Consider the following 20,635-nt stretch of genomic DNA (forward strand, 5'->3'; position numbering starts at 1 on the left):
CTCGTTTTAAATAGTTAGTTTATAAATAATTATTCAATTCGTGTAATAATTTTATGTCCGCCATTGGTAGAAATAGACTTATAAAAAACTAAAAAAGTAGTGTTAATGCCTACTTTGAGAATTTCACAGTATAAAATAGGTGCCAAATTAGATGCCGTCTAGCTTCGTTGGACTTTTTATATTGAAAAAAAGACTTTTATTATTTGCAAATAGATGTTAGAATAAGTCGTCAATAAAAAATAGAAATACGTTACATGCGATATCACATCCACGCACAACCGCAAGGACTGATATCGATAGCGGTTCACTTAGTTAAGTTGTAGATGTTGAGCTACATAGAAAGGGGATTGATACATGAAAACCACCGCTAAAAAAATGTCTGTATTCCAGTTGACCACGCTCGTTGCAGCGAATATGATGGGGGCTGGGATTATTATGTTACCTACTAAACTTGCAGAAGTAGGAACCATTTCCGTTTTGTCTTGGCTGATTACAGCTGTAGGGTCTTTAATATTGGCTCATATCTTTGCACAGTGTGGTATGTTCACTACTAAGAGTGGTGGCATGGGGGGCTATGCAGAGTATAGTTTTGGCAAAACCGGACATTTTATGGCAAATTATGCTTATGCCATTTCGCTTGTAATTGCAAACGTAGCGATTGCGATCTCCGCAGTGGGCTACGCAGCTGTCTTATTTGATTTAACCTTATCGCCAGTACAAATGAGTTTGGCAACGATTGTGTTGCTATGGCTTGCTGCTGTATTAAACTTTGGTGGCAATGCTAAGACTGGTCGTATAAGTAATATTACGGTTTGGGGTGCTATCCTACCAGTTCTTTTCATTAGTGTATTTGGCTGGTTCTGGTTTGACCCAAGTTTGTATTCAGCTGTATGGAATCCAAATCAACTGCCTTTCTTTGATGCAGTGAGTTCTTCCATCGCTTTAACTCTTTGGGGATTCTTAGGTTTTGAATCCGCAGCAGCCAACATGGATGCTGTTGAAAATCCAAAGAAAAACGTACCAATTGCAACGTTCTTCGGCACATTAGCAGTAGCGGTGATTTATGTATTGTCTACTAATATAATGGCAGGAATCGTGCCTAATGTGGATTTATTAAACTCCACAGCACCATTCGGTATGGTGTTTGCACAGATGTTCAATGATACAGTTGGTAAAATTGTGATGGCAGCTATGGTTATTTCTTGCTGTGGCGCTATCCTTTGCTGGCAGTTCACCTTATCTCGTGTATTTAAGAGCTCCGCTGATGCTGGTTTATTCCCTAAAGTATTTAGCCGTGTAAATAAAGCGGATGCACCAGTTCGTGGCTTGTTAATTTTGTTAACAGTGCAATCTGCATTAGCTTTTATGACTATGAATGATTCGTTAAGTCGTCAGTTTGAAAACTTAGTGAATCTAGCGGTAGTAACGAATGTATTCCCATACCTTCTTTGCTGTATCGCTGTTCATAAGTTATTGAAAACTGAAGGAGCATCTCTATTTACTCGTCGTAGTATGTATGGTTTGAGCGTAGTAGCATTTGCTTACTCTGTATATGCTATTTATGCGAGCGGTGAAGGTCCAATCGTAGGTGGTACGATTGCTATCATTGTAGGATATATTATCTATCAATTAGCTTTCAACATTGTACCGCGTGCGGTTCGATCCAAACGTAGCATCATCTAATATATAAATTGAGGACTGTAAGCCTATGGGGCTTGCAGTCCTTTTTGTTTTCCATTACAATTTAAATACATATTATATTGAGATATTGGGAATAAAAGAGGGCATGTATGACATTATTACAGTTAAAATATATCGTAACCGTTGCTAAGCAAGGCTCTATTAATAAGGCGGCAAAAGAACTTTTTATTGCACAGCCAAGCTTAACAGCGGCCATCAAAGAATTAGAGCAAGAATTAGGCATTACTATTTTTTCACGGACCAATAAGGGTGTAATTGTATCGCCTGAAGGGGATGAATTTTTAGGCTATGCACGACAGGTGATTGAACAAACGAATTTAATCGAAGAAAAATACTTTGGCCAAACAGCTGTGAAACATGAATTCTGTGTATCTACACAACATTATTCCTTTGCTGTGGAAGCCTTTGTAGATGTGCTTAAGGCGTATGGCGGCAATGAATACGATTTCCGTATTCGTGAAACGCAGACCTATGAAATTATTGAAGACGTAGCGCGTTTACGCAGTGAAATTGGTATTTTATATTTGAATGAATTTAACGAAACCATTTTACGTAAAGAATTTAAACGTCATGATTTAACATTTCATCCTTTGTTTACAGCTAAACCACATGTATTTGTTAGCTCCTTTAGCCCCTTAGCGTCTAAAGATGTGGTTACCTTGGAGGATTTGAAACCATTTCCGCGGCTGTCGTATGAACAAGGAGAACATAATTCATTCTATTTTTCTGAAGAAATATTGAGTACTTGTGAGAGTGCTAAAGATATTGTAGTGTGTGATAGAGCCACTTTATTTAATCTTTTGATTGGTCTGGATGGCTATACCATTTGTTCTGGGATTATTAGTGAGAAATTAAATGGTCCTAATATTTTAGCCATCCCTCTTGATGTGGATGAAAAGATTGAAATTGGCTATATTCTGCATAATAAAGTAGCAGCTGGTAAGTATTGTCAGCAATATATTGAAGCATTAAAGAAAAATACGCAAAGTGTGTAGCTTATTTAGTTAATTAGCTAGGGTAATATTAAAACGGTTAGTTATAGGTTTAGACTATAACTAACCGTTTTCTGTATATATTAGTCACGAGCATGAAAAGCACGTATAATAAGTTCCAGTCAAGGGCGTAGTGTTATTGACTAGGGACAGAATGAGAAAAAGAGAGAGTTACGTTGGGGTTTTAGTAAGTCAAGCTATCTGTTATAAAGATTGATTGATATTACCTTGAGCGAGAAGAGAGCGCAACCTAAGAGAGTCATACGGGGTGAGAGCCGTATGGTAAAAATGCCTGTAAGCACTTTATAATTTGTAGTGCTTACAGGCATTTTGTTGTATTATTTTTTTGTTTTTTTCAACTTATATGTTACATATAAGAAGAGAATCCAGAATGGAATCGCAATAACCGATGGTTTGAAACTATCCATTTGCCACATTACGCATACTACAACGAGTAAGAATAACATACATAAGTAGTTGATGAATGGATACATCGGTGATTTAAATTTAAGTTCATCTAAGCGATTTTCACGAAAGAAGGTATTGCGGAACTTAATGTGTGTCGCGATAATAATGAACCAGCTAATAACAAGACCGGCTACTACCAGCGCGAGGAGATGCATGAATACTTCGCCTGCTTGTGGATAGAGGTATGTTGTTAATACGATGATTAAGGCTAAACCTGCTGAGAATAAGGTACTTGCTAGGGGAACACCACTGCCTGTTAAATAACTGAAGACTTTAGGTGCATTGCCTGCTTTTGCAAGGCCGTATAGCATACGGGAGTTACTATATAAAATACTGTTAAATACAGAAAGGGCAGCTACTAATACGACTAAGTTTAAAATATTAGAAGCGGCTGGAATTCCGATTTCTTCAAAGATTTGTACAAATGGGCTAGCTTCAAGACCAACTTTATCCCATGGTGCTAAGGACATAAGTACTACCATTGTACCGATGTAGAAAATTAAAATACGAAGTAATAATTCGTTGATAGCTGTTGGCAAGCTCTTTTCAGGATCTTCCGCTTCACCGGCTGTTATCCCAATGAGGTCAACACCACCGAAGGAAAACATGACTACTGCTAGTGAGCAAAGGAAGCCCCACGAACCATTCGGGAAGAAACCACCATTATCCCACAAATTATGGAAGTTATTAGGGAAAGACCCCATAGTAGTAAAGATAAGATAGAAACCAAAGAGAATCATACTTACAATGGCTCCGATTTTAACAAAGGAGGCCCAGAACTCTACTTCCCCATAGGCTTTAACGTTAATTAAGTTAATAGCGGTAATAATTACAAGGCATATGAGGGTGGTTAGCCAATGTGGTATATCTGGGAACCAGTAGGCTAGATATACAGCAATGGCTGCTAGTTCCGCCATGCCTGCTAACATAAATAAAGTCCAATAATTCCAGCCTGCTAAATAGCCCATAAAGCCATTCCAATATTTATTAGCAAAATGGCTAAATGAACCTGATACTGGTTCACGAACGGCCATTTCACCTAGCATACGCATAACAAAGAAAATAAAGAGCCCTGCTAAGGCATAAGAGGCAATAATCCCTGGCCCTACCAATTTAATGGTTGGTGCCGAACCGTAGAATAGGCCAGTCCCTACCGATGCTCCTAAGGCAATCATCTGCATGTGACGATTTTTCAGTCCACGCTTCATATGATGCTTGTCTTGTGTTTCATGTTCACTCATAAAAAATCCCCCTTTACGGTTGGCCATTCGACTCTACTAAACTACTATATTACTTGAATTTGGGCGGCCAAACCTTTTATATATATTATTTAATGTTACGGTAAATAGTCGTTTTTGGCAAGCTATTTGTAGCATTTAACTGGACATTTTGTAAAAAATTAAGTTATTTTCGAAAAATGTATAATAAGAATAAAGGAGATTCATACATGAATAGCGAATAAGTACAGTAAATTGCGTTTCTGCGCTTTAAAGGAGGCGGTTCATATGAAAGAATATGCTAGTGATTTGATTCGTAATGTGGCAATTGTATCTCATGATGGGGCTGGTAAAACAGCATTAGTAGAATCTTTACTATTGGCTTGTGGTGCTGTAGCATCCGTAGGTAAAGGTCAAGATAACAAACACATTATGGACTTTGAGCCTGAAGAAATTAAACGTAATGTAACTATTCAGCTAGGTATGGCACCTTGTGAATGGAAAAATTATAAAATTAATTTCATTGATACCCCTGGTTATTCCGAATTTCATGGTGAAGTTCGTGCTGCTTTGCGTGCCGCTGATGGCATGTTGATGGTATTATCAGCCACTTCTGGGGTTGAAGTAGATACTATTCGCGCTTGGGATTATGGGGTGGAATTACAAATGCCACGCATGGCGTTTATCAATAAGATGGACGTAGAAGGGGCCGATTTCTTTGGCACTCTTGAAAAAATGCATGATTTATTTGGCAAAGCCATCATGCCATTGCAGATTCCTATTGGTGAAGGGCCTGACTTTAAAGGTGTTGTAGACGTAGCGAAACGCACAGCGTATATTTATGAAAATGGTAAGATGACCGAAGTTGCCGTACCTGCTGAATTAGAAGCTAAGGTAGAAGAAATCCGTGAAATGACAGTTGAAGCGGCGGCAGAAGGTAATGATGAATTACTTGAAAAATATTTAGATGGTCAAGAATTAACCTTAGAAGAAATCCGTCAAGGTTTACGGGAAGGTATGTTGACAGGTCGCGTATGTGCTGTTATGTGTGGCAGTGCTATTAATAACATTGGCATGGATCAAGTGTTAGATCGTATGATTCGTTATATGCCAGATGCATCTAAGCGCGTGATGACAGCGGAAGATGTAGATACTGGGGAAGAACGGATAGTTCATGTAGATAAACCATTTACTGGCTTTGTATTTAAGACAATTTTAGACCCATTTGCAGGTAAACAAAGCTTTATTCGCGTATTCTCTGGGGAATTAAAAGAAGGGGATAAACTTCTAAATGTGACGCAGGGTATTGAAGAAAAATGGGGTAAAATGTATACTTTAATAGGTAAGCAACAAGTACCAGTTACCGAAGCTGGTGCAGGGGATATTGTAGTTATTCCTAAGCTTACTGCTACGAAGACAGGTGATACTTTTGCAACACCTAGTTTTAAAGTAAAATATCGTCAAATTCGTTTCCCACAACCACTCCATACGGTAGCTATGGTCCCTGAAAAGAAAGGGGAAGAAGAAAAATTAGCCGCTGCGTTACAACGTATTTCTGAAGAAGATCCAACTTGCGTAGTTGTAAAAGATGTAGAAGGGCGTCAAATGCAAGTGCGTTGTATGGGTGAAGTTCATTTAGAACATATCCTTACTAAGATGGAGCGGAAATATGGCGTAAAAGCTAAATTAGAAAAACCATATATTCCATATCGTGAAACTGTGCGCGGTCAAGTGGAAGTGGAAGGCAAACATAAGAAACAAAGTGGTGGTCATGGACAATATGGTCATGTTAAAATTGCCATTGAACCTTCTTATGAAGGCGATTTTGAATTTGTAGATAAGATTTTCGGTGGCGCTGTACCAAAACAGTATATTCCAGCTGTTGAAAAAGGCGCTAAAGAAACATTAGATAAAGGCTTATTAGCCGGCTATCCAATGATTGGTGTAAAAGTGACCTTATTGGATGGTTCGTATCATGCAGTAGACTCTTCTGAATTGGCTTTTAAAGTAGCTGCGGCACAAGCTCTTAAAAAAGGTGTGCCACAGGCTAAACCAGTTTTACTAGAACCTGTTTATAATGTGAATGTATTTGCTCCAGATAGTTTCATGGGCGATATTATGGGGGACTTAAATAGCCGCCGTGGTCGCGTATTAGGCATGGAACAAGGGGAACGGGAAGGTATTACTGTGGTTAAAGCACAAGTTCCATTTGCTGAAATGCTTGACTATGTAACTGTATTGCGTAGTATGACACAAGGTCAAGGCGTGTTTAACATGGAATTTAGCTCCTATGAAGAAGTACCTCATAAGACAGCTGAGGGCATTATTGCTAAGTTTGACGGGACTGGTGATGATGAATAGTTAATGTTTGAAACAAAGGGTTTGGCGGGATGTTTCAACTTGGCTTCTCTTGACTCGAAGATGTGGTTCATCTAAGTAGAGTTAAAAATAAATAGCCCCTAGAGGGCTCAAAGGAGACAATATATATGATATTTGGTAGTGTGAATGTGAATTATAAAGGGTTAGGTTATGCACCAGTATTAGAGCGCGTACTCGATTGGTTGAAAGATACTGATTTAAAGAGTTTGGAAATTGGTCGCCATGATATTGATGGTGATAATATCTTTGCTTTAGTACAAGAAGTAACTACAAAGAAGTTTGAAGAAACTCGCCCTGAAGCACATAAGCAGTACTTAGATGTGCAGTTTGTTATTGAAGGCAAGGAAAAAATGGGCTTTTTACCAGATCGCCAAACTGAACCAGTGGTAGAAGCACATGATGACAAGGATTTGTATTTTTACGAGCAAGGATTAGCTGATGAAGGCTATATTATTGCTCAAGCGGGTTCTTATGCAATCTTCTTCCCAGAAGATATTCATCGCCCTTGCTGTGCTGTCAATGATGAACCAAGTAAAGTATTAAAAGTTGTTGTAAAAGTCGCTATGAAATTAGTTGACTAAGTTATAAAGTAGGCGCTTAGTCTGGCAAGGTTTTGTTACTGAAGTACTTGGTAAGACATACAAGGTGAACTTTATATTTGCGAGATAGAGCACTATTTGTTACAATAAAATAGCGTAAAAAGACGACCGGCAAATGCCGGTCGTTTTTATAAATTATTTAAGATGAGGAGGGCATGATGGATAGAGAAAAGACAATAGGGATTGCCCTTACTTTATTCGGTGGTATTTTATGGGGCTTGTCGGGGATATCGGCACAATTTTTACAACAGCAACGGGCTATTAGTCCAGAGTGGCTATTAACGGTGCGTCTGTTAGTGTCAGGTGTAGTTACGGTATTAGCTGCTTTTTATCAAGGGCGTGTTCATATTTTTCAAATATTTAAAACACCCTATCATGTGATTGGTTTATTTGTTTTTGGTTTATTTGGTATGGCTCTTTGCCAATATGCTTATTTCCGTTCTATTTACTATGCAGGGGCTGGGATTGCTACCGTTTTACAATATTTGGCACCAGCGATGATTGTTGTGTATATGGCAGTTCGTTATTTTAAGCTACCTACTTGGGGCGAGGGTATTAGTGTTGTCTTGGCTATGATAGGTACAGCTTTAATAGCTTTTCATGGTAATTTTGAATTTGCCGGCATTGATGAACGGGTATTATTTTGGGGGCTCTTATCTGCTGTGGCAGTAGCTATTTACAGTGTACAACCAGTGCCTTTATTACGGCGGTACGGTACAGGGCCTGTAGTAGGTTTTGCTATGCTTTTTTCTGGTCTTGTGACGGCAATGATTGCGTCACCTTTTGATGTGCCTGGTGTTTGGGATATGTGGACTTATGTAGGTGTTTTCAATGTAGTTGTATTAGGCACCATTGTTTCCTTTAATGCGTATTTAGAAGGGGTGCGGCGCATTGGTGCTGTTAAAGGGTCTGTTTTGTCTTCTATTGAACCTATTTCAGCGGCATTATTGAGTTGGCTTGTTTTGGGGAGTCAATTTATGACGAGTGATATTATTGGCTTTGTATTGATTTTGTCGACCATATTTATTTTAGCTCGGGAAAAAAGTAGTAATTAGAAAGTAATTATTAAGCCACTATATTGACTAAGTTCGATAAATTAGATTGACATATCTAGAAGATAAGATATAATAAAAGTATGAATGATAAACAATTACTCGACATTTTTAAAGTTTTATCTAATGAAAGTCGCTTAAAAATCTTGCAATGGCTCAAAGAGCCGACTAAATATTTTCCACCCCAGGGACTTCATATTCCTGAGGGCGACTCATTTGAAGGAGGAGTCTGTGTAGGGAGTATTCAAGATAAATTAGGCATTTCGCAATCCGCCGTTTCGCATTATTTGGACTTAATGCAGCGGGCAGGCTTGTTGGAGTCCGCTCGTTATGGGAAATGGACTTACTATCGTCGTAATGAAGCGACTATAGTAGCGTTAGCAGCATATATTGGGACAGAATTATAAAAAAAGCAGCCATATGGCTGCTTTTTGTGTTAGCTCTTTAATTTTGTATATACCCATAGGGCATTTAATAAGAAGAGTAGGCCTGTGCCCCAGAATAGGGCTGTAAAGCCAAATTCGCCCATAAAGAGAGCGCCTCCAACAGAGCCCATGAAATAGCCTAAAAATTGAGTTGTTTGGTTATAAGAGAATACTTGTCCTGATAGATGTTTGGGAGAGTGAGTAGAAATATATGTATTTAAGGATGGCAGTAAACCGGCTAGACCCAGTCCTGTGAGAAAGCGTAAGACACCGAGTTGCCAAGCCGTTGTAACATAGGCTTGGGGAATAGTCATCATGGCTGTATAAATGAGCGATCCCATAAGAATGCGACGGGGACCAATGCGATCAATCCAACGCCCCATGAAGGAACTACTTAACATTTGAGCAAAACCGGTAGCAGCAAAGACGGCTCCTGCAAGAAGTGCTAAATGAGGTGTATGGGGTGGCATAATTTCATTTAAGTAGACCGTAATAATTGGCTGTAAAGACATGATGGAAAGGGCATAAATAAAAGTAGATGCGGCGACAATAAATAACTCATGCAAATGAGGGAGTTGGCTACATAATTCTTTGAAACTATGAGGCACCTTTTCTGGTTGTGGTTCAAAGGTTTCGTGGACTAAAAAGTAAATGAGTAAAAAGGCAGCTCCTAGGCAACAAGCGATGACAAAGAAGCTTGTACGAATGCCAAAGAGACCGGCTAAGTAGCCACCAATAAGAGGTCCTAAGAGTGAACCGGCTAAGTTTGAGGAGGCTAAGACTGATAAAGCCCATCCCATTTTATGTTCTGGCGTTTCAGAAGCTACAAGGGTAACGGAAGCGGAAAAGAAGCCAGATACAAGGCCCTGTATAAAACGGACGAATACAAGTTGCTCTGGTGTTTGGACAAAACAGATCAAAAGATTGCAAAGCATCATGCCAAAACTAGCACGGAGTAAGGAAATTTTTCGTCCTTTGCGATCGGCTAGGCGCCCCCAGAAGGGAGATACAAAAGCCACTACGAGATAGGTTACGCCCATGGCTAGACCAGACCAATAGGCCACTTCATTGGTGGCGGTTACCCCCATATCATGTAAATAAAGAGGTAAGAGTGGTGCTAATTGGCTCATGCCAAGGGCCGATAGAAAAGCCCCGAAAAAACAGATATAATCTGTGCGTAGCCAGGCGGGCATAGGCGTCCTCCTTTGTAGATAGAGTAGTTTATCGTAATGTGTACTACATAGTAAGGTGTACTACATAGTAAATAGTAAGTAGTTCGTATTAATATGATTTTATTATACTCTTTTTTGATAAAATGTACATTTTTGAAGTTCCTGATAAATTTTGTGGCACTAATAATCATAAACCTACTTGACAAAACGAAGTCCCTTATCTATACTCTATCTATAACAAAAGTTACTATGAGTTGGTCAACTGTCCTTGACAGTAAGACTTATTTTGATAACTGTATATGACATGCGATGACGAAGACGGTCATTTCGGGTAGTTCTCAGCGAGCTGATGGATGGTGTGAGTTCAGCGAATGAAGAAATGACGAATCACTTGGGAGCATATAAATGTTAAATTTATCGGTGAGCACCGTTATATGCGTGAGTGGCTCCATATGGAGTCAGTAGGGTGGTACCACGGACTTATAGCGTTCGTCCCTTCGGGGATGAGCGCTTTTTTTATTAGTTGAGAGGAGAGTTTATTTATGGATTACGGTAAAACATTACATTTGCCTGCTACAGAATTTCCAATGCGCGGCAACTTACCAAAACGAGAACCAGAATATTTGAAATATTGGGAAGATAATAAAATTTATGAAAAACGCTTAGAATTGCGCAAAGGAAATAAGCCGTTTGTATTGCATGATGGCCCTCCATATGCTAATGGTAAACTTCATATTGGCCATGCCCTTAATAAAACACTAAAAGATATTATCATGAAATATAAAACTATGCAGGGATATTACACACCTTATATTCCTGGTTGGGATACGCATGGTTTGCCAATTGAACATGCGGTTATTAAAAACACAGGCCTTAATCGTCATGAAATGAGTCCTCTTGATTTACGTGCTAAATGTAAAGAATATGCTTTGCAGTGTGTAGAAGATCAAAAGAAAGACTTCATTCGTTTCGGTGTACTTGGTCGTTTTGAAGATCCATATTTGACTTTGAAACCAGCTTTTGAAGTTAAACAACTTGGCATCTTTGGTGAAATGGCTAAGCGTGGTCATATTTACAAAGGGTTAAAAACGGTATACTGGTGTACTCATTGTGAAACAGCCTTAGCAGAAGCTGAAATTGAATATAAAGAAAAGAAATCCTTCTCTATTTATGTAAAATATGCGTATGTTAATGAATTAAAACGTACATTACCAGCTGATGTAGATACTAAAAAAGCCTATGCTGTTATTTGGACAACTACACCTTGGACATTGCCAGCATCTCAAGCAATTTCTGTGAACCCTGAATTAGAATATTCTTGGGTGCAAGTAGGTGAAGAATATTACTTGATGGCTACTGATTTGGTAGCTAATGCATTAAAAGATGCTCAAGTAGCAGACTATACTGTACTTAATACCTTCTCTGGGGCTGATTTAGAATTAGCTACTTTCAAACATCCATTCATTGAACGCGAAGTGCCTGTATTCTTAGGTGACCATGTAACCCTTGAAGCTGGTACCGGTTGTGTTCATACAGCGCCTGCTCACGGTGAAGAAGACTTTGGTGTATATCAGACTTATAAAAAAGCAGGTAAAGTTGATTTTGAAATCACATCGTTTGTAGATCCAACGGGCACCTATGTAAGTGCTGTAGATAATGGTCGTTATGGTGATACCGAAGAAGCGTTAGGCGGCAAAGAAATTCATGATGCAGAAGTGCCTATTTTGAAAATTGTAGCGCATAATGGTGCGTTACTTCACAAAGGTTCTCTTCGTCACCAATATGCACATTGTTGGCGTTGTAAAAATCCTGTAATCTATCGTGCGACAGAACAGTGGTTCTCATCCGTTGATGGCTATCGTAAAGAAGCGCTTGACGTAATTGATAATCAAGTACAGTGGATTCCTAAATGGGGTCATGACCGCATTTATAATATGATTGCTGACCGTGGGGACTGGTGTGTATCTCGCCAACGTGTTTGGGGCGTGCCAATTCCAGTATTCTATTGTAAATCCTGTGGTGATTATGTAATCAACGATGACACGATTAAGTCTGTTCAAGCGTGGGTGGCTAAAGAAGGCTCCGATGCTTGGTGGAATCATACTGAAAAAGAATTATTGCCAGAAGGTTTCACATGTCCTCATTGTGGTCATGATGAATTCCGCAAAGAAACAGATATCATGGACGTTTGGTTCGATAGTGGTTCTTCTTGGGCGGGTGTACTTGAAAATGAGGACCTTGATGTACCATGCGCTATGTACCTTGAAGGGTCTGACCAACATCGTGGCTGGTTTAACTCATCCTTGTTAACCGGTGTAGCTACAACTGGTAAAGCACCATATAACTCTGTACTAACTCACGGTTTCGTAGTGGATGGTGAAGGCCGTAAAATGTCTAAATCGGTTGGTAATACAGTGGCACCATCTGACATCATTGATGTGTATGGGGCTGATGTAATGCGCCTTTGGGTATCTTCAGCTGATTACCAAGGTGACGTGCGTTTGTCTAAAGACATCGTAAAACAGTTATCCGAAGTATATCGTAAGATTCGTAACACGTTCCGCTTCTTGCTAGGTAATTTAGATGACTTTAATCCAAATACAGATAAAGTGGCTTATGATCAATTATCTGAAATCGATAAATGGGCACTTCTTCGTTTAGAAGAAGTACGTCGTAAAGTTACGGAAGCGTATGAAAACTATGAATTCCATATTTTATATCATACAATTCATAATTTCTGTACTGTTGATTTGAGTTCCTTCTACTTAGATGTATTAAAAGATACAATGTATGCAGAAGAAGCAACTTCTGTGGCTCGTCGTAGTGCGCAGACTGCTATGTATGAAATTGTAACGACTTTAGTTCGTATGGTAGCACCTGTACTGTCCTTTACAGCTGAAGAAGTATGGCAATATATGCCTAAAGAAGACGGTATGCGTGAAAGTGTAATGCTTGAAGATTGGCCAACTGGTAATGAAGCTCATTATGATGCGGCATTAGCTGAAAAATGGAGCCAAGTATTGGCACTTCGTGGTGAGTTGACTAAAGCTCTTGAAACGGCTCGTCAAGATAAAGTTATTGGTCACTCTTTAGATGCGTCCATTACTGTTTATGCTGATGGTGCAGCGTATGAAACATTAGCACAAGTAAGTGATTTAGCAGCTCTTCTCATTGTAAGTGAAGCACAACTTGTTGAAGGCCGTAATAATGCGCCAGCTGAAGCTGTAGCTACCGAAGAAGGTCATTTGAGTGTAGTTGTAAAACCAAGTGAATTTGAAAAATGTGAACGTTGCTGGATTCATCGTGATACAGTAGGTAAGGATGCTGAACATCCTACCTTATGTCATCGCTGTGCAGATGTGTTAGGTAAATAAAATTCTTATAAAGGATTTCTCTTAATAAGATAATATTGGTAGAGAAAAGCCCCTTAGGCTCCTCTTTTGCTCAGGTTTAAATCAAAGATTTAAAAAGTCGTAGCAAGAGGCTCTAAGGGGCTTTTTTGTGTTCAAATATAATGGAATTAGAGAGAAATTTTTATAAGTATTTATGGGGTGAGGGGTTCGCCACATGGTCATTTGTATTAATGTGATATAATATATTTATATTGATATTGATAGATGTAGTTGATTTAGAAAATATATAGTTTTGTATGTATTTTTGCATGGTAGTAAATAATAGGTAGAGTATGGATATTAGCTATTATTAAGTATTAGTGGATATAAATATTAGATGATGTAAGTACTAGATGATGTAAGTACTAGATGATGTAAGTACTAGATGATGTAAGTACTAGATGATGTAAGTACTAGATGTACTCATTTGATAATGGAGATGACTATGACAGACAAAATAAATTCCATAAATATAGAGGATCAAGCGGCTGTGTTTAAAGCGGCTGAACAAAAGGGAAAACAGGCTAGTTTACCAGGTTCAGTAGCAGATTTACAATTAAAAAAGCCTATCAAACTTATTGTTTCTGATGTGGATGGAACTTTGGTTGATACACACAAACATGTTAGCGATGAAACAGTAGCGGCTGTAAAAGCAGCTATGGCAAGAGGTATAACGGTAGCGGTAGCGAGTGGCCGTGCTTGGGGTGAAATGGGTGAAGTAATTCATCGTATACCGGAGATTCACCATTATATTTGCAGCAATGGTGCGCTTGTATTGAAGCGAGACGGGGGTGAAACGACCACTGTGTTTCATCAATCGTTTAGTAATGCGGAAGGCTTACGTTTGCTTGATGAATTATTGCCTTTTGACGTGTATATTGAAGCGTATGGTGGTAAAGAAATTTATGGTGAAACAGAAGGTATGATGGCCTTTGCAAGTAATTTGCCACCTCATTTAGTACCTCTCATGAAAGCGAGTCGTACTATGGTTCCTAATTTACGAGACCATATTGTTGATACTGGCATGGATTTAGAAAAAATACAGCTCTTTTATGGTACAGAGGCGAAGAAAAACGCAATTTTAGAACATTTTAAAGAGGATGATCGTTTTGTAATTATTCAATCCAGTGAAGGCAATTTAGAGTTTGTGCAGCCAGGTATTAGTAAAGGGCGTGCCGTAGCAGCTTTGGCAGAGTCCTTAGGCTTTACTGCAGATGAAGTGATGACTATTGGCGATAGTAATAATGATTTGACTATGCTAGCTTATGCAGGAGTTTCCTTTGCTATGATGAATGGGGAAGCAACGGCTAAAGCAACGGCTAAATTTTTAGCGCCTACTAATGATGAAGATGGTGTGGCACAAATGATTCGTTTGGTATTGCGTGCAGAGGAGAAGTAAGGCATTTAACTTACAGAGAATATATGACAGATACAAATACATATGTGTTTACATTTCAGATTGATGGCCAGCGCTGTGTGAAATGCGGCGCTTGTGCCATGGATTGTCCTGTGCAGATTATCATAGAAAAGCCACAACAATTTTTTATTGAAGCGGGTTGTATTGGTTGTGGAGACTGTTATGAAATTTGTCCGGTAGGGGCGATTATTAAACAGCGAGTAGATGAGATATAAGTATCTAAATCTACTCGCTGTTTTTGATATTTTTATCGTTTATAGTTGGTGGAGTCATTATTTATTATAGGGCAGTGCTTGTTTAGAAATAGCGCCATACTTGTTTAGAAATAGCATCATACTTGCTTAAAAATAGAGTTATACTTGTTTAGTAATAGCCTCATATTTGTTTAGTAATCGCGTCATACTGGTTTAGTAGTAATAGGGGTGTGATTGTTTAATAATGGCGATGTGTTCTATAATATTAAATTTTGTTAGATAGCTGGAATCTCAGCAGATGACTGGAATTAGAATGTATATTAAATGTTATTATATGTATACTTACTATATACGGTAAATAATTATATAGTACGTTACATGGACTTTTTGGAGTTTTTTGTTGACAGCTTATTGTATTTACTATAAAATATTTGAAGTGATAAAAGATAATGTTTCTCAATTTGTAATTGTAAATCATTAAATTTAGTTTAGAAATCTTAAAATATAAATATGCTAAGTAGCATAAGATAATGTAATATTTGTAGCCAAAAATTTGGCCTCTTTCGACAAGGTTAGCACTGCGCAACGATTTCAGTAGAGCTTAAGCAAGCTCGATTAACTAGCACAATATATGTGCTATATGAAATCAAAGACGTATTCTGTTGACCTGTTTTTATGTCATAAGCGAAATGAGGGTAGTTGATGAACGACGTTGAAATAATAACACGTCAGCAACGCCTGCAAGAGTTACAAACCGCTACGAAGCATCGCACTGAAACAGTGGGCAGTTGGGCCGTATCGGTTCTAACTGCCCTTTTAATATGCTCAATTATAGGAGCTGTTGCATTGGGCAGTGTAACTATACCTGCAGGTCATGTGTTGACTGTAATTACTGGAAAAATAATGAATACACCTATACCAGAGGCAATAGGACCAGCTATGACTGATATAGTGTGGGATATTCGCATTCCTCGTGTTATATTAGCCGCTTTAGTAGGAGCAGGGTTAGCCTTGTCAGGGGCTGTTATGCAAGCTGCGGTGCAAAATCCTTTGGCAGAGCCGTTTATTTTAGGGATTGCTTCGGGGGCTTCGGTAGGGGCTGTTATGGCGATATTATTAGGTTTTTTATTAGGCGCTGCTAATGTAGGCGTACCTATTTGGGCCTTTGGTGGCGCCATTGTAGCTACACTGGCGGTTATGGCGTTAGCCGGTATGGGACGGCGTATTTCTACAGTGAAACTAGTATTAGCAGGGGCTGTAGTGAGTGCTTTATGTACAGCTTTATCCAATTTTATTATTTATATGGCTGGTGATGCGGAAGGGATGCAAAGCGCAGCTTTTTGGACTATGGGTTCATTAGCTGATGCGAAATGGTCCATGCTATTTTGGCCGACTATTGTTGTAGGTGGTATGACTGTATATTTCTTATCGCAAGTAAGAGCCTTAGATGCATTGTTATTAGGTGAAGAAATGGCAGTTACACTAGGCATTAATGCGACTCGTAAGCGTTACATCTATATGGCGTGCATGGCTTTATTGACAGGTGTGCTAGTTTCACAGTGTGGCATTATTGGTTTTGTGGGGCTAGTGATTCCTCATATGGCACGTGCTGTTGTTGGGGTTGGTCATAAACGTTTACTGCCAGTGGTTGCATTAGGCGGCGCTATATTTTTAGTGTTGGCTGATTTATTGTCGAGAGTATTATTGCCGACTGGTGATTTACCAATTGGTATTTTGACGGCACTAATGGGAGCGCCATTATTTATGAAACTTCTTTTTGGCACAAGTCGGAATTTTGGTAGTTAGGAGGTATCTATGAAACAAATTGTAGTAGAGAACCTCACTTATCATGTAGGAGATACTCAGATTTTAAACCAATTATCCCTTACGATTCCGGCTGATAAATTTGTAGGACTTATGGGTCCTAATGGTTGTGGCAAATCTACCTTATTAAAGCATTTATATCGAGTCATTTCTAGGCAGCAAGGGCGGATACAATTTGATGAAACGCCATTAGAACAAATTCCTTTACGTGAAGCAGCTAAACGAATTGGTGTGATGGGACAGTTTCATACAATTAACTTTGATTTTACTGTATGGCAAATTGTGATGATGGGACGAACCCCTTATAAAAAAGGATTTGAAGATGATACGGAAGATGATGTGAATTTGGCGATGGAAGCCCTTCGCAAGGTAGGAATGTGGGACAGAGCACATCGAAGTTTTGCTTCCTTATCAGGGGGTGAGCAGCAGCGGGTTATGTTAGCGCGCGTCCTTTGCCAAGAACCGGAGTATTTGATTTTAGATGAACCAACGAACCATTTAGATATTACCTATCAGTTGGAACTATTGGAAGTCATAAAAGGATTGGGCGTTGGTGTTATAGCAGCACTTCATGACTTGAATTTGGCCTCTCTATTTTGTGATGAACTTTTTATTATGAAACGAGGTCAATTAGTAGCGCAAGGGACACCACATGAGATTGTGCGTGAGCCATTAATTCGTGAGGTATACGAAGTGTCTAGTACAGTTTCTTATCATGAAGATGGCATCCCTATGGTTACTTATGAACGACAGCCGTTACGCTATAGTGCGGAAGAATCAGTTTATAGGTCATTAGCTCAAAGGAATAGTGAACGAGCATTTGAGAGATTTGATTCTGGTGGTCAACTATGATTGGTGTTTGGGAACGGTGGAGTCGGCGCTGCATAGGTCTGTTTTTGATGTTCTGCTTAAGCTTAATTACTTGGTTTGCTTATACCAATGGGCATTGGCAAGTAGTGGGTAATAATGATGAACAGCAGCGAGGTATTACGATTCAAAATGTAGATAGCGATGCTAATTTGATGAGTTTTACGTATGAAAAGCCACCACAACGGGTGATTGTGACTTATCCAGGTGCAACGGAACTACTCATTGATTTAGGGTTAGCTGATCGTATTGTGGGAACGGTAGCTCCTTATGGTGAAGAACCGGCGCGGTATCGTGATATATATAGCAAGTTACCTTTAATTACTAATAGCTATGTACCTAGTCGAGAGCAAGTATTAGCGATGCAACCAGATGTATTAATGGGATGGTCGCATCATTTTACACCAGCCGCTTTAGGTGATGTGCGGCAGTGGTATGAACGAAATATTGGTGCATATATTGTACCGGCTACGATTCGTAAGAATCAGCCAACCTTAGAGAGTACAATTTATCCCTTTATTGATGATATGGGACAATTATTTCAAGTCCCACAAAAGGCAAGTGCCTATAAAGCAGAGTTACAACAGCGAGTGCAAGTCGTGTCTACGCGAGTGAATACTTGGTCCTATAAGCCTAATGTTATTATTTTACAATCTCATGGACATAGTACTTATAGTTTGTATGGGCCAGTATATCTTGTAGATGACATTGTTAAAAAAGCGGGTGGTCATAATTTGACGAACCGACAAATTTCGATTGTAGGGCCTGAACGTGTGTTGGCCTTTGATCCTGATGTAATTGTGTATGTGACTGTAAGCCAAGGAAATCGCACAGTCAGTGATGCAGAAGCTATTGCTGAGTTAAAAGCGGATCCAAATTTGCGCAATATGCGAGCGGTTCAAGGAGGGCGAATTATAGCGGTGCCCTTTGCAGATGTGAATAATGGCAACGGTCGTGTGGTGGATGCCTTAGAGAAAATTGCTCAAGGCTTTGAGGAGGAACAAAATAAATGAAATTTACTCATCGCAGTACAGTAAGTAAAGCAGTATTAACAGCCTTAGTTGTGAGTGCGACAAGTGGTAGTGTGTGGGCTGCTAATTACGATGAAGCCAATTTACAAGACTTAGGTAAAGTAGTATTGGTAACAGCTAGTCGTTTGTCGGAAGAAAAAGTAGATGTGCCAGCAGATACAACGGTTATTACGGCGAAAGAAATTGAGCAAGGGAATTACAATAGTGTATCAGATGCATTGAAAGGCAATAATGTGCCAGTGGTACAGAAAGGCTTTGCATCGTACCCAGAGCTTAATGGTGATACCCGTGTACTTGTTATGGTAAATGGTCGTCGTATGAACTGGGATCATTTAATTGTATCAGGTGATAATAACGCTATTGATATTGATCAATTTCCTGTAGAAAATATTGAACGTATTGAAGTCGTTAAAGGACCTAATTCATCTTTATATGGTGAACGTGCGGTAGCTGGTGTTATTAATATTATTACCAAAGAAGGCAGTATGGGACAGAAAACCACTGCCAAAGCTGAAGTTGGTAGCTGGGGATATTGGAAAACCGGTATTACTACTCAAGGCGGTGATGAAAATGATGCATATTTTGTATCATATAGCAAACAACGTCGAGATAATTACCATTATAAGGCAGCCAATGGCAATTCCTATGAATTCCCTGACAGTTCCATTAATCGTGATAATGTAACAGCTCGCTATGACCATTATTTTGATGATGACCGTATGACAGTTGATTTTTCTTATAGTCATCGTAAGGATGGTTTCGGCATTTACTTGAGTAATCCATTAAATGGGACCGCTTATGGCGCTGGCATGAAGAGTAAAACTACAGATATGAGTTATGGTGTTACCTATAACTTTGGTTCTGACTCTGGGACTTTTGTTCGAGCATACCGCAATACTGAAAAAGCAAATGCACCTTTTGCAGGCACACCATATGAACATGATTTATCTATGCTTGGTTTAGAAGGGCAAAAAACATGGAAAATTGGTGACCATACATTAATTAGTGGTGTTAGCTACAATAAAGAAAAAATTGATGAAACTAATGATGGAGTAGGCTTCAATAAGAGCACAGATAATGAGGCTATTTTTATTGAAGATAAATGGGAATTAGGCCAAGGTTGGACAGCTAATCTTGGTACTCGTTATGAACATCATGACATTTTTGGTGGTGAGTTTGCCTCACATATTGGTTTGAATAAGAAGTTAAACGAGAATACCCATGCTTATATCTCTTGGGGGCAAGCGGTAAATAACCCTACTTTGAAAATGTTATACGCTAATTCCCCATATTGGCTTGGTAATCCTGATTTGAAACAAGAAAAATCACATACCGTAACATTAGGTGTTGATAGTCAAGTAAATGATCGTTTATTAGTATCTGCTAGTATCTATGAAAGCCGTTTAAAAGATGCTTTGGATTGGGAGTGGAATAATAGCATTAGTAAAACTGTTTATTACAATATTAATAAAGAAAAGCGTCAAGGTCTAAATTTAAGTGCTACTTATAAATTGGATGATGCATGGAAGGTACGTGCTTCTTATAATTTCCTTCGCCAAAAAATTGATGAAGGTAGTGGTATGACAAATGATTCAAAAAACCGCCATCCTAATAGCTATGGCTTAGAACTTTCCTATGAAAAGAATCGCTGGTATGTATCGAATGATTTTAGATATGTAACAGGTCGTTCAACTGCTTATTATACTGATTCCTCTTACTTTACTTGGGATTTAAATGTAAGTTATAAAATTAACGATTCCACTAAAGTATATGCGCAAGGGCTTAACTTAACTAATGAATCTTATGAGGTAGAACCTTATAGTACACCAATTGGTGCGTACGCTATGGCAGAGCGTCATTATATTGTAGGTGTAGAACATACCTTTTAATTAATTGGTAGTTTAG

General features: G+C 38.9%; 15 protein-coding genes and 1 other annotated feature. Of the genes, 13 read left to right on the top strand and 2 right to left on the bottom strand.

Annotation, left to right across the window (positions count from 1 at the left end; all coding sequences use genetic code 11):
• The first annotated feature begins 354 nt into the window (after positions 1–354).
• Together potE and NFR27_RS00680 are read left to right on the top strand one after the other, a co-directional pair.
• Positions 355–1,683: a putrescine-ornithine antiporter gene (potE, locus tag NFR27_RS00675; RefSeq protein WP_251441502.1), complete on the top strand. Its 1,329-nt coding sequence runs from the start codon at positions 355–357 to the stop codon at positions 1,681–1,683.
• Between the two features lie 107 nt (positions 1,684–1,790).
• A complete protein-coding gene (locus NFR27_RS00680; RefSeq protein WP_251441503.1) occupies positions 1,791–2,696 on the top strand; it encodes a LysR family transcriptional regulator in 906 nt (301 codons plus the stop codon).
• Between the two features lie 335 nt (positions 2,697–3,031).
• Here the strand turns inward: NFR27_RS00680 and NFR27_RS00685 are convergent, their stop codons facing one another.
• A complete protein-coding gene (locus tag NFR27_RS00685) occupies positions 3,032–4,402 on the bottom strand; it encodes an amino acid permease (RefSeq protein WP_251441504.1) in 1,371 nt (456 codons plus the stop codon).
• A 264-nt stretch (positions 4,403–4,666) separates the two neighbouring features.
• On the opposite strand from NFR27_RS00685, the gene fusA reads away from it, so the two are divergent.
• The 4 genes from fusA to NFR27_RS00705 all read left to right on the top strand — a co-directional run bounded on the left by fusA (position 4,667) and on the right by NFR27_RS00705 (position 8,815).
• A complete protein-coding gene (gene fusA, locus NFR27_RS00690; RefSeq protein WP_251441505.1) occupies positions 4,667–6,739 on the top strand; it encodes an elongation factor G in 2,073 nt (690 codons plus the stop codon).
• Between the two features lie 125 nt (positions 6,740–6,864).
• A complete protein-coding gene (locus NFR27_RS00695; RefSeq protein ID WP_251441506.1) occupies positions 6,865–7,338 on the top strand; it encodes a NanQ anomerase/TabA/YiaL family protein in 474 nt (157 codons plus the stop codon).
• 173 nt (positions 7,339–7,511) lie between these two features.
• The gene (locus NFR27_RS00700) at positions 7,512–8,411 is read left to right on the top strand and encodes a DMT family transporter (protein WP_371875180.1); all 900 of its coding nucleotides are present in this window, start codon (positions 7,512–7,514) and stop codon (positions 8,409–8,411) included.
• An 80-nt stretch (positions 8,412–8,491) separates the two neighbouring features.
• A complete protein-coding gene (locus NFR27_RS00705) occupies positions 8,492–8,815 on the top strand; it encodes an ArsR/SmtB family transcription factor (RefSeq protein ID WP_251441508.1) in 324 nt (107 codons plus the stop codon).
• A 29-nt stretch (positions 8,816–8,844) separates the two neighbouring features.
• Here the strand turns inward: NFR27_RS00705 and NFR27_RS00710 are convergent, their stop codons facing one another.
• Positions 8,845–10,026: an MFS transporter gene (locus NFR27_RS00710; protein ID WP_251441509.1), complete on the bottom strand. Its 1,182-nt coding sequence runs from the start codon at positions 10,024–10,026 to the stop codon at positions 8,845–8,847.
• 279 nt (positions 10,027–10,305) lie between these two features.
• Positions 10,306–10,505, top strand: a binding site (T-box leader).
• A gap of 42 nt (positions 10,506–10,547) precedes the next feature.
• On the opposite strand from NFR27_RS00710, the gene ileS reads away from it, so the two are divergent.
• From ileS to NFR27_RS00745, 7 genes are all read left to right on the top strand, one after another.
• Complete coding sequence (gene ileS / locus NFR27_RS00715; RefSeq protein ID WP_251441510.1) at positions 10,548–13,379, top strand: isoleucine--tRNA ligase; 2,832 nt, start codon at positions 10,548–10,550, stop codon at positions 13,377–13,379.
• 463 nt (positions 13,380–13,842) lie between these two features.
• Entirely contained in the window at positions 13,843–14,796 is a 954-nt protein-coding gene (locus NFR27_RS00720; protein WP_251441511.1) for an HAD family hydrolase, read from the top strand.
• Between the two features lie 23 nt (positions 14,797–14,819).
• Positions 14,820–15,029, top strand: coding sequence for a 4Fe-4S binding protein (locus NFR27_RS00725; protein WP_251441512.1), 210 nt, complete (start codon positions 14,820–14,822; stop codon positions 15,027–15,029).
• 681 nt (positions 15,030–15,710) lie between these two features.
• The gene (locus NFR27_RS00730; protein ID WP_251441513.1) at positions 15,711–16,814 is read left to right on the top strand and encodes a FecCD family ABC transporter permease; all 1,104 of its coding nucleotides are present in this window, start codon (positions 15,711–15,713) and stop codon (positions 16,812–16,814) included.
• A 9-nt stretch (positions 16,815–16,823) separates the two neighbouring features.
• On the top strand, positions 16,824–17,684 hold the full coding sequence (locus NFR27_RS00735) for an ABC transporter ATP-binding protein (protein ID WP_251441514.1): 861 nt from the start codon (positions 16,824–16,826) through the stop codon (positions 17,682–17,684).
• Complete coding sequence (locus tag NFR27_RS00740) at positions 17,681–18,712, top strand: ABC transporter substrate-binding protein (protein WP_251441515.1); 1,032 nt, start codon at positions 17,681–17,683, stop codon at positions 18,710–18,712. Before NFR27_RS00735 ends, NFR27_RS00740 begins: the two co-directional genes overlap by 4 nt.
• Complete coding sequence (locus tag NFR27_RS00745; protein WP_251441516.1) at positions 18,709–20,619, top strand: TonB-dependent receptor plug domain-containing protein; 1,911 nt, start codon at positions 18,709–18,711, stop codon at positions 20,617–20,619. Before NFR27_RS00740 ends, NFR27_RS00745 begins: the two co-directional genes overlap by 4 nt.
• Positions 20,620–20,635: the final 16 nt, after the last annotated feature.

This window comes from Veillonella intestinalis (assembly GCF_943192895.1).
In the GTDB taxonomy this organism is placed as follows: Bacteria; Bacillota; Negativicutes; order Veillonellales; family Veillonellaceae; genus Veillonella_A; species Veillonella_A intestinalis.

Coding starts and splice junctions, on each gene's coding strand:
- potE (WP_251441502.1), top strand. CDS start 355: ATGAAAACCACCGCTAAAAAAATGTCTGTATTCCAGTTGACCACGCTC.
- NFR27_RS00680 (WP_251441503.1), top strand. CDS start 1,791: ATGACATTATTACAGTTAAAATATATCGTAACCGTTGCTAAGCAAGGC.
- NFR27_RS00685 (WP_251441504.1), bottom strand. CDS start 4,402: ATGAGTGAACATGAAACACAAGACAAGCATCATATGAAGCGTGGACTG.
- fusA (WP_251441505.1), top strand. CDS start 4,667: ATGAAAGAATATGCTAGTGATTTGATTCGTAATGTGGCAATTGTATCT.
- NFR27_RS00695 (WP_251441506.1), top strand. CDS start 6,865: ATGATATTTGGTAGTGTGAATGTGAATTATAAAGGGTTAGGTTATGCA.
- NFR27_RS00700 (WP_371875180.1), top strand. CDS start 7,512: ATGATGGATAGAGAAAAGACAATAGGGATTGCCCTTACTTTATTCGGT.
- NFR27_RS00705 (WP_251441508.1), top strand. CDS start 8,492: ATGAATGATAAACAATTACTCGACATTTTTAAAGTTTTATCTAATGAA.
- NFR27_RS00710 (WP_251441509.1), bottom strand. CDS start 10,026: ATGCCCGCCTGGCTACGCACAGATTATATCTGTTTTTTCGGGGCTTTT.
- ileS (WP_251441510.1), top strand. CDS start 10,548: ATGGATTACGGTAAAACATTACATTTGCCTGCTACAGAATTTCCAATG.
- NFR27_RS00720 (WP_251441511.1), top strand. CDS start 13,843: ATGACAGACAAAATAAATTCCATAAATATAGAGGATCAAGCGGCTGTG.
- NFR27_RS00725 (WP_251441512.1), top strand. CDS start 14,820: ATGACAGATACAAATACATATGTGTTTACATTTCAGATTGATGGCCAG.
- NFR27_RS00730 (WP_251441513.1), top strand. CDS start 15,711: ATGAACGACGTTGAAATAATAACACGTCAGCAACGCCTGCAAGAGTTA.
- NFR27_RS00735 (WP_251441514.1), top strand. CDS start 16,824: ATGAAACAAATTGTAGTAGAGAACCTCACTTATCATGTAGGAGATACT.
- NFR27_RS00740 (WP_251441515.1), top strand. CDS start 17,681: ATGATTGGTGTTTGGGAACGGTGGAGTCGGCGCTGCATAGGTCTGTTT.
- NFR27_RS00745 (WP_251441516.1), top strand. CDS start 18,709: ATGAAATTTACTCATCGCAGTACAGTAAGTAAAGCAGTATTAACAGCC.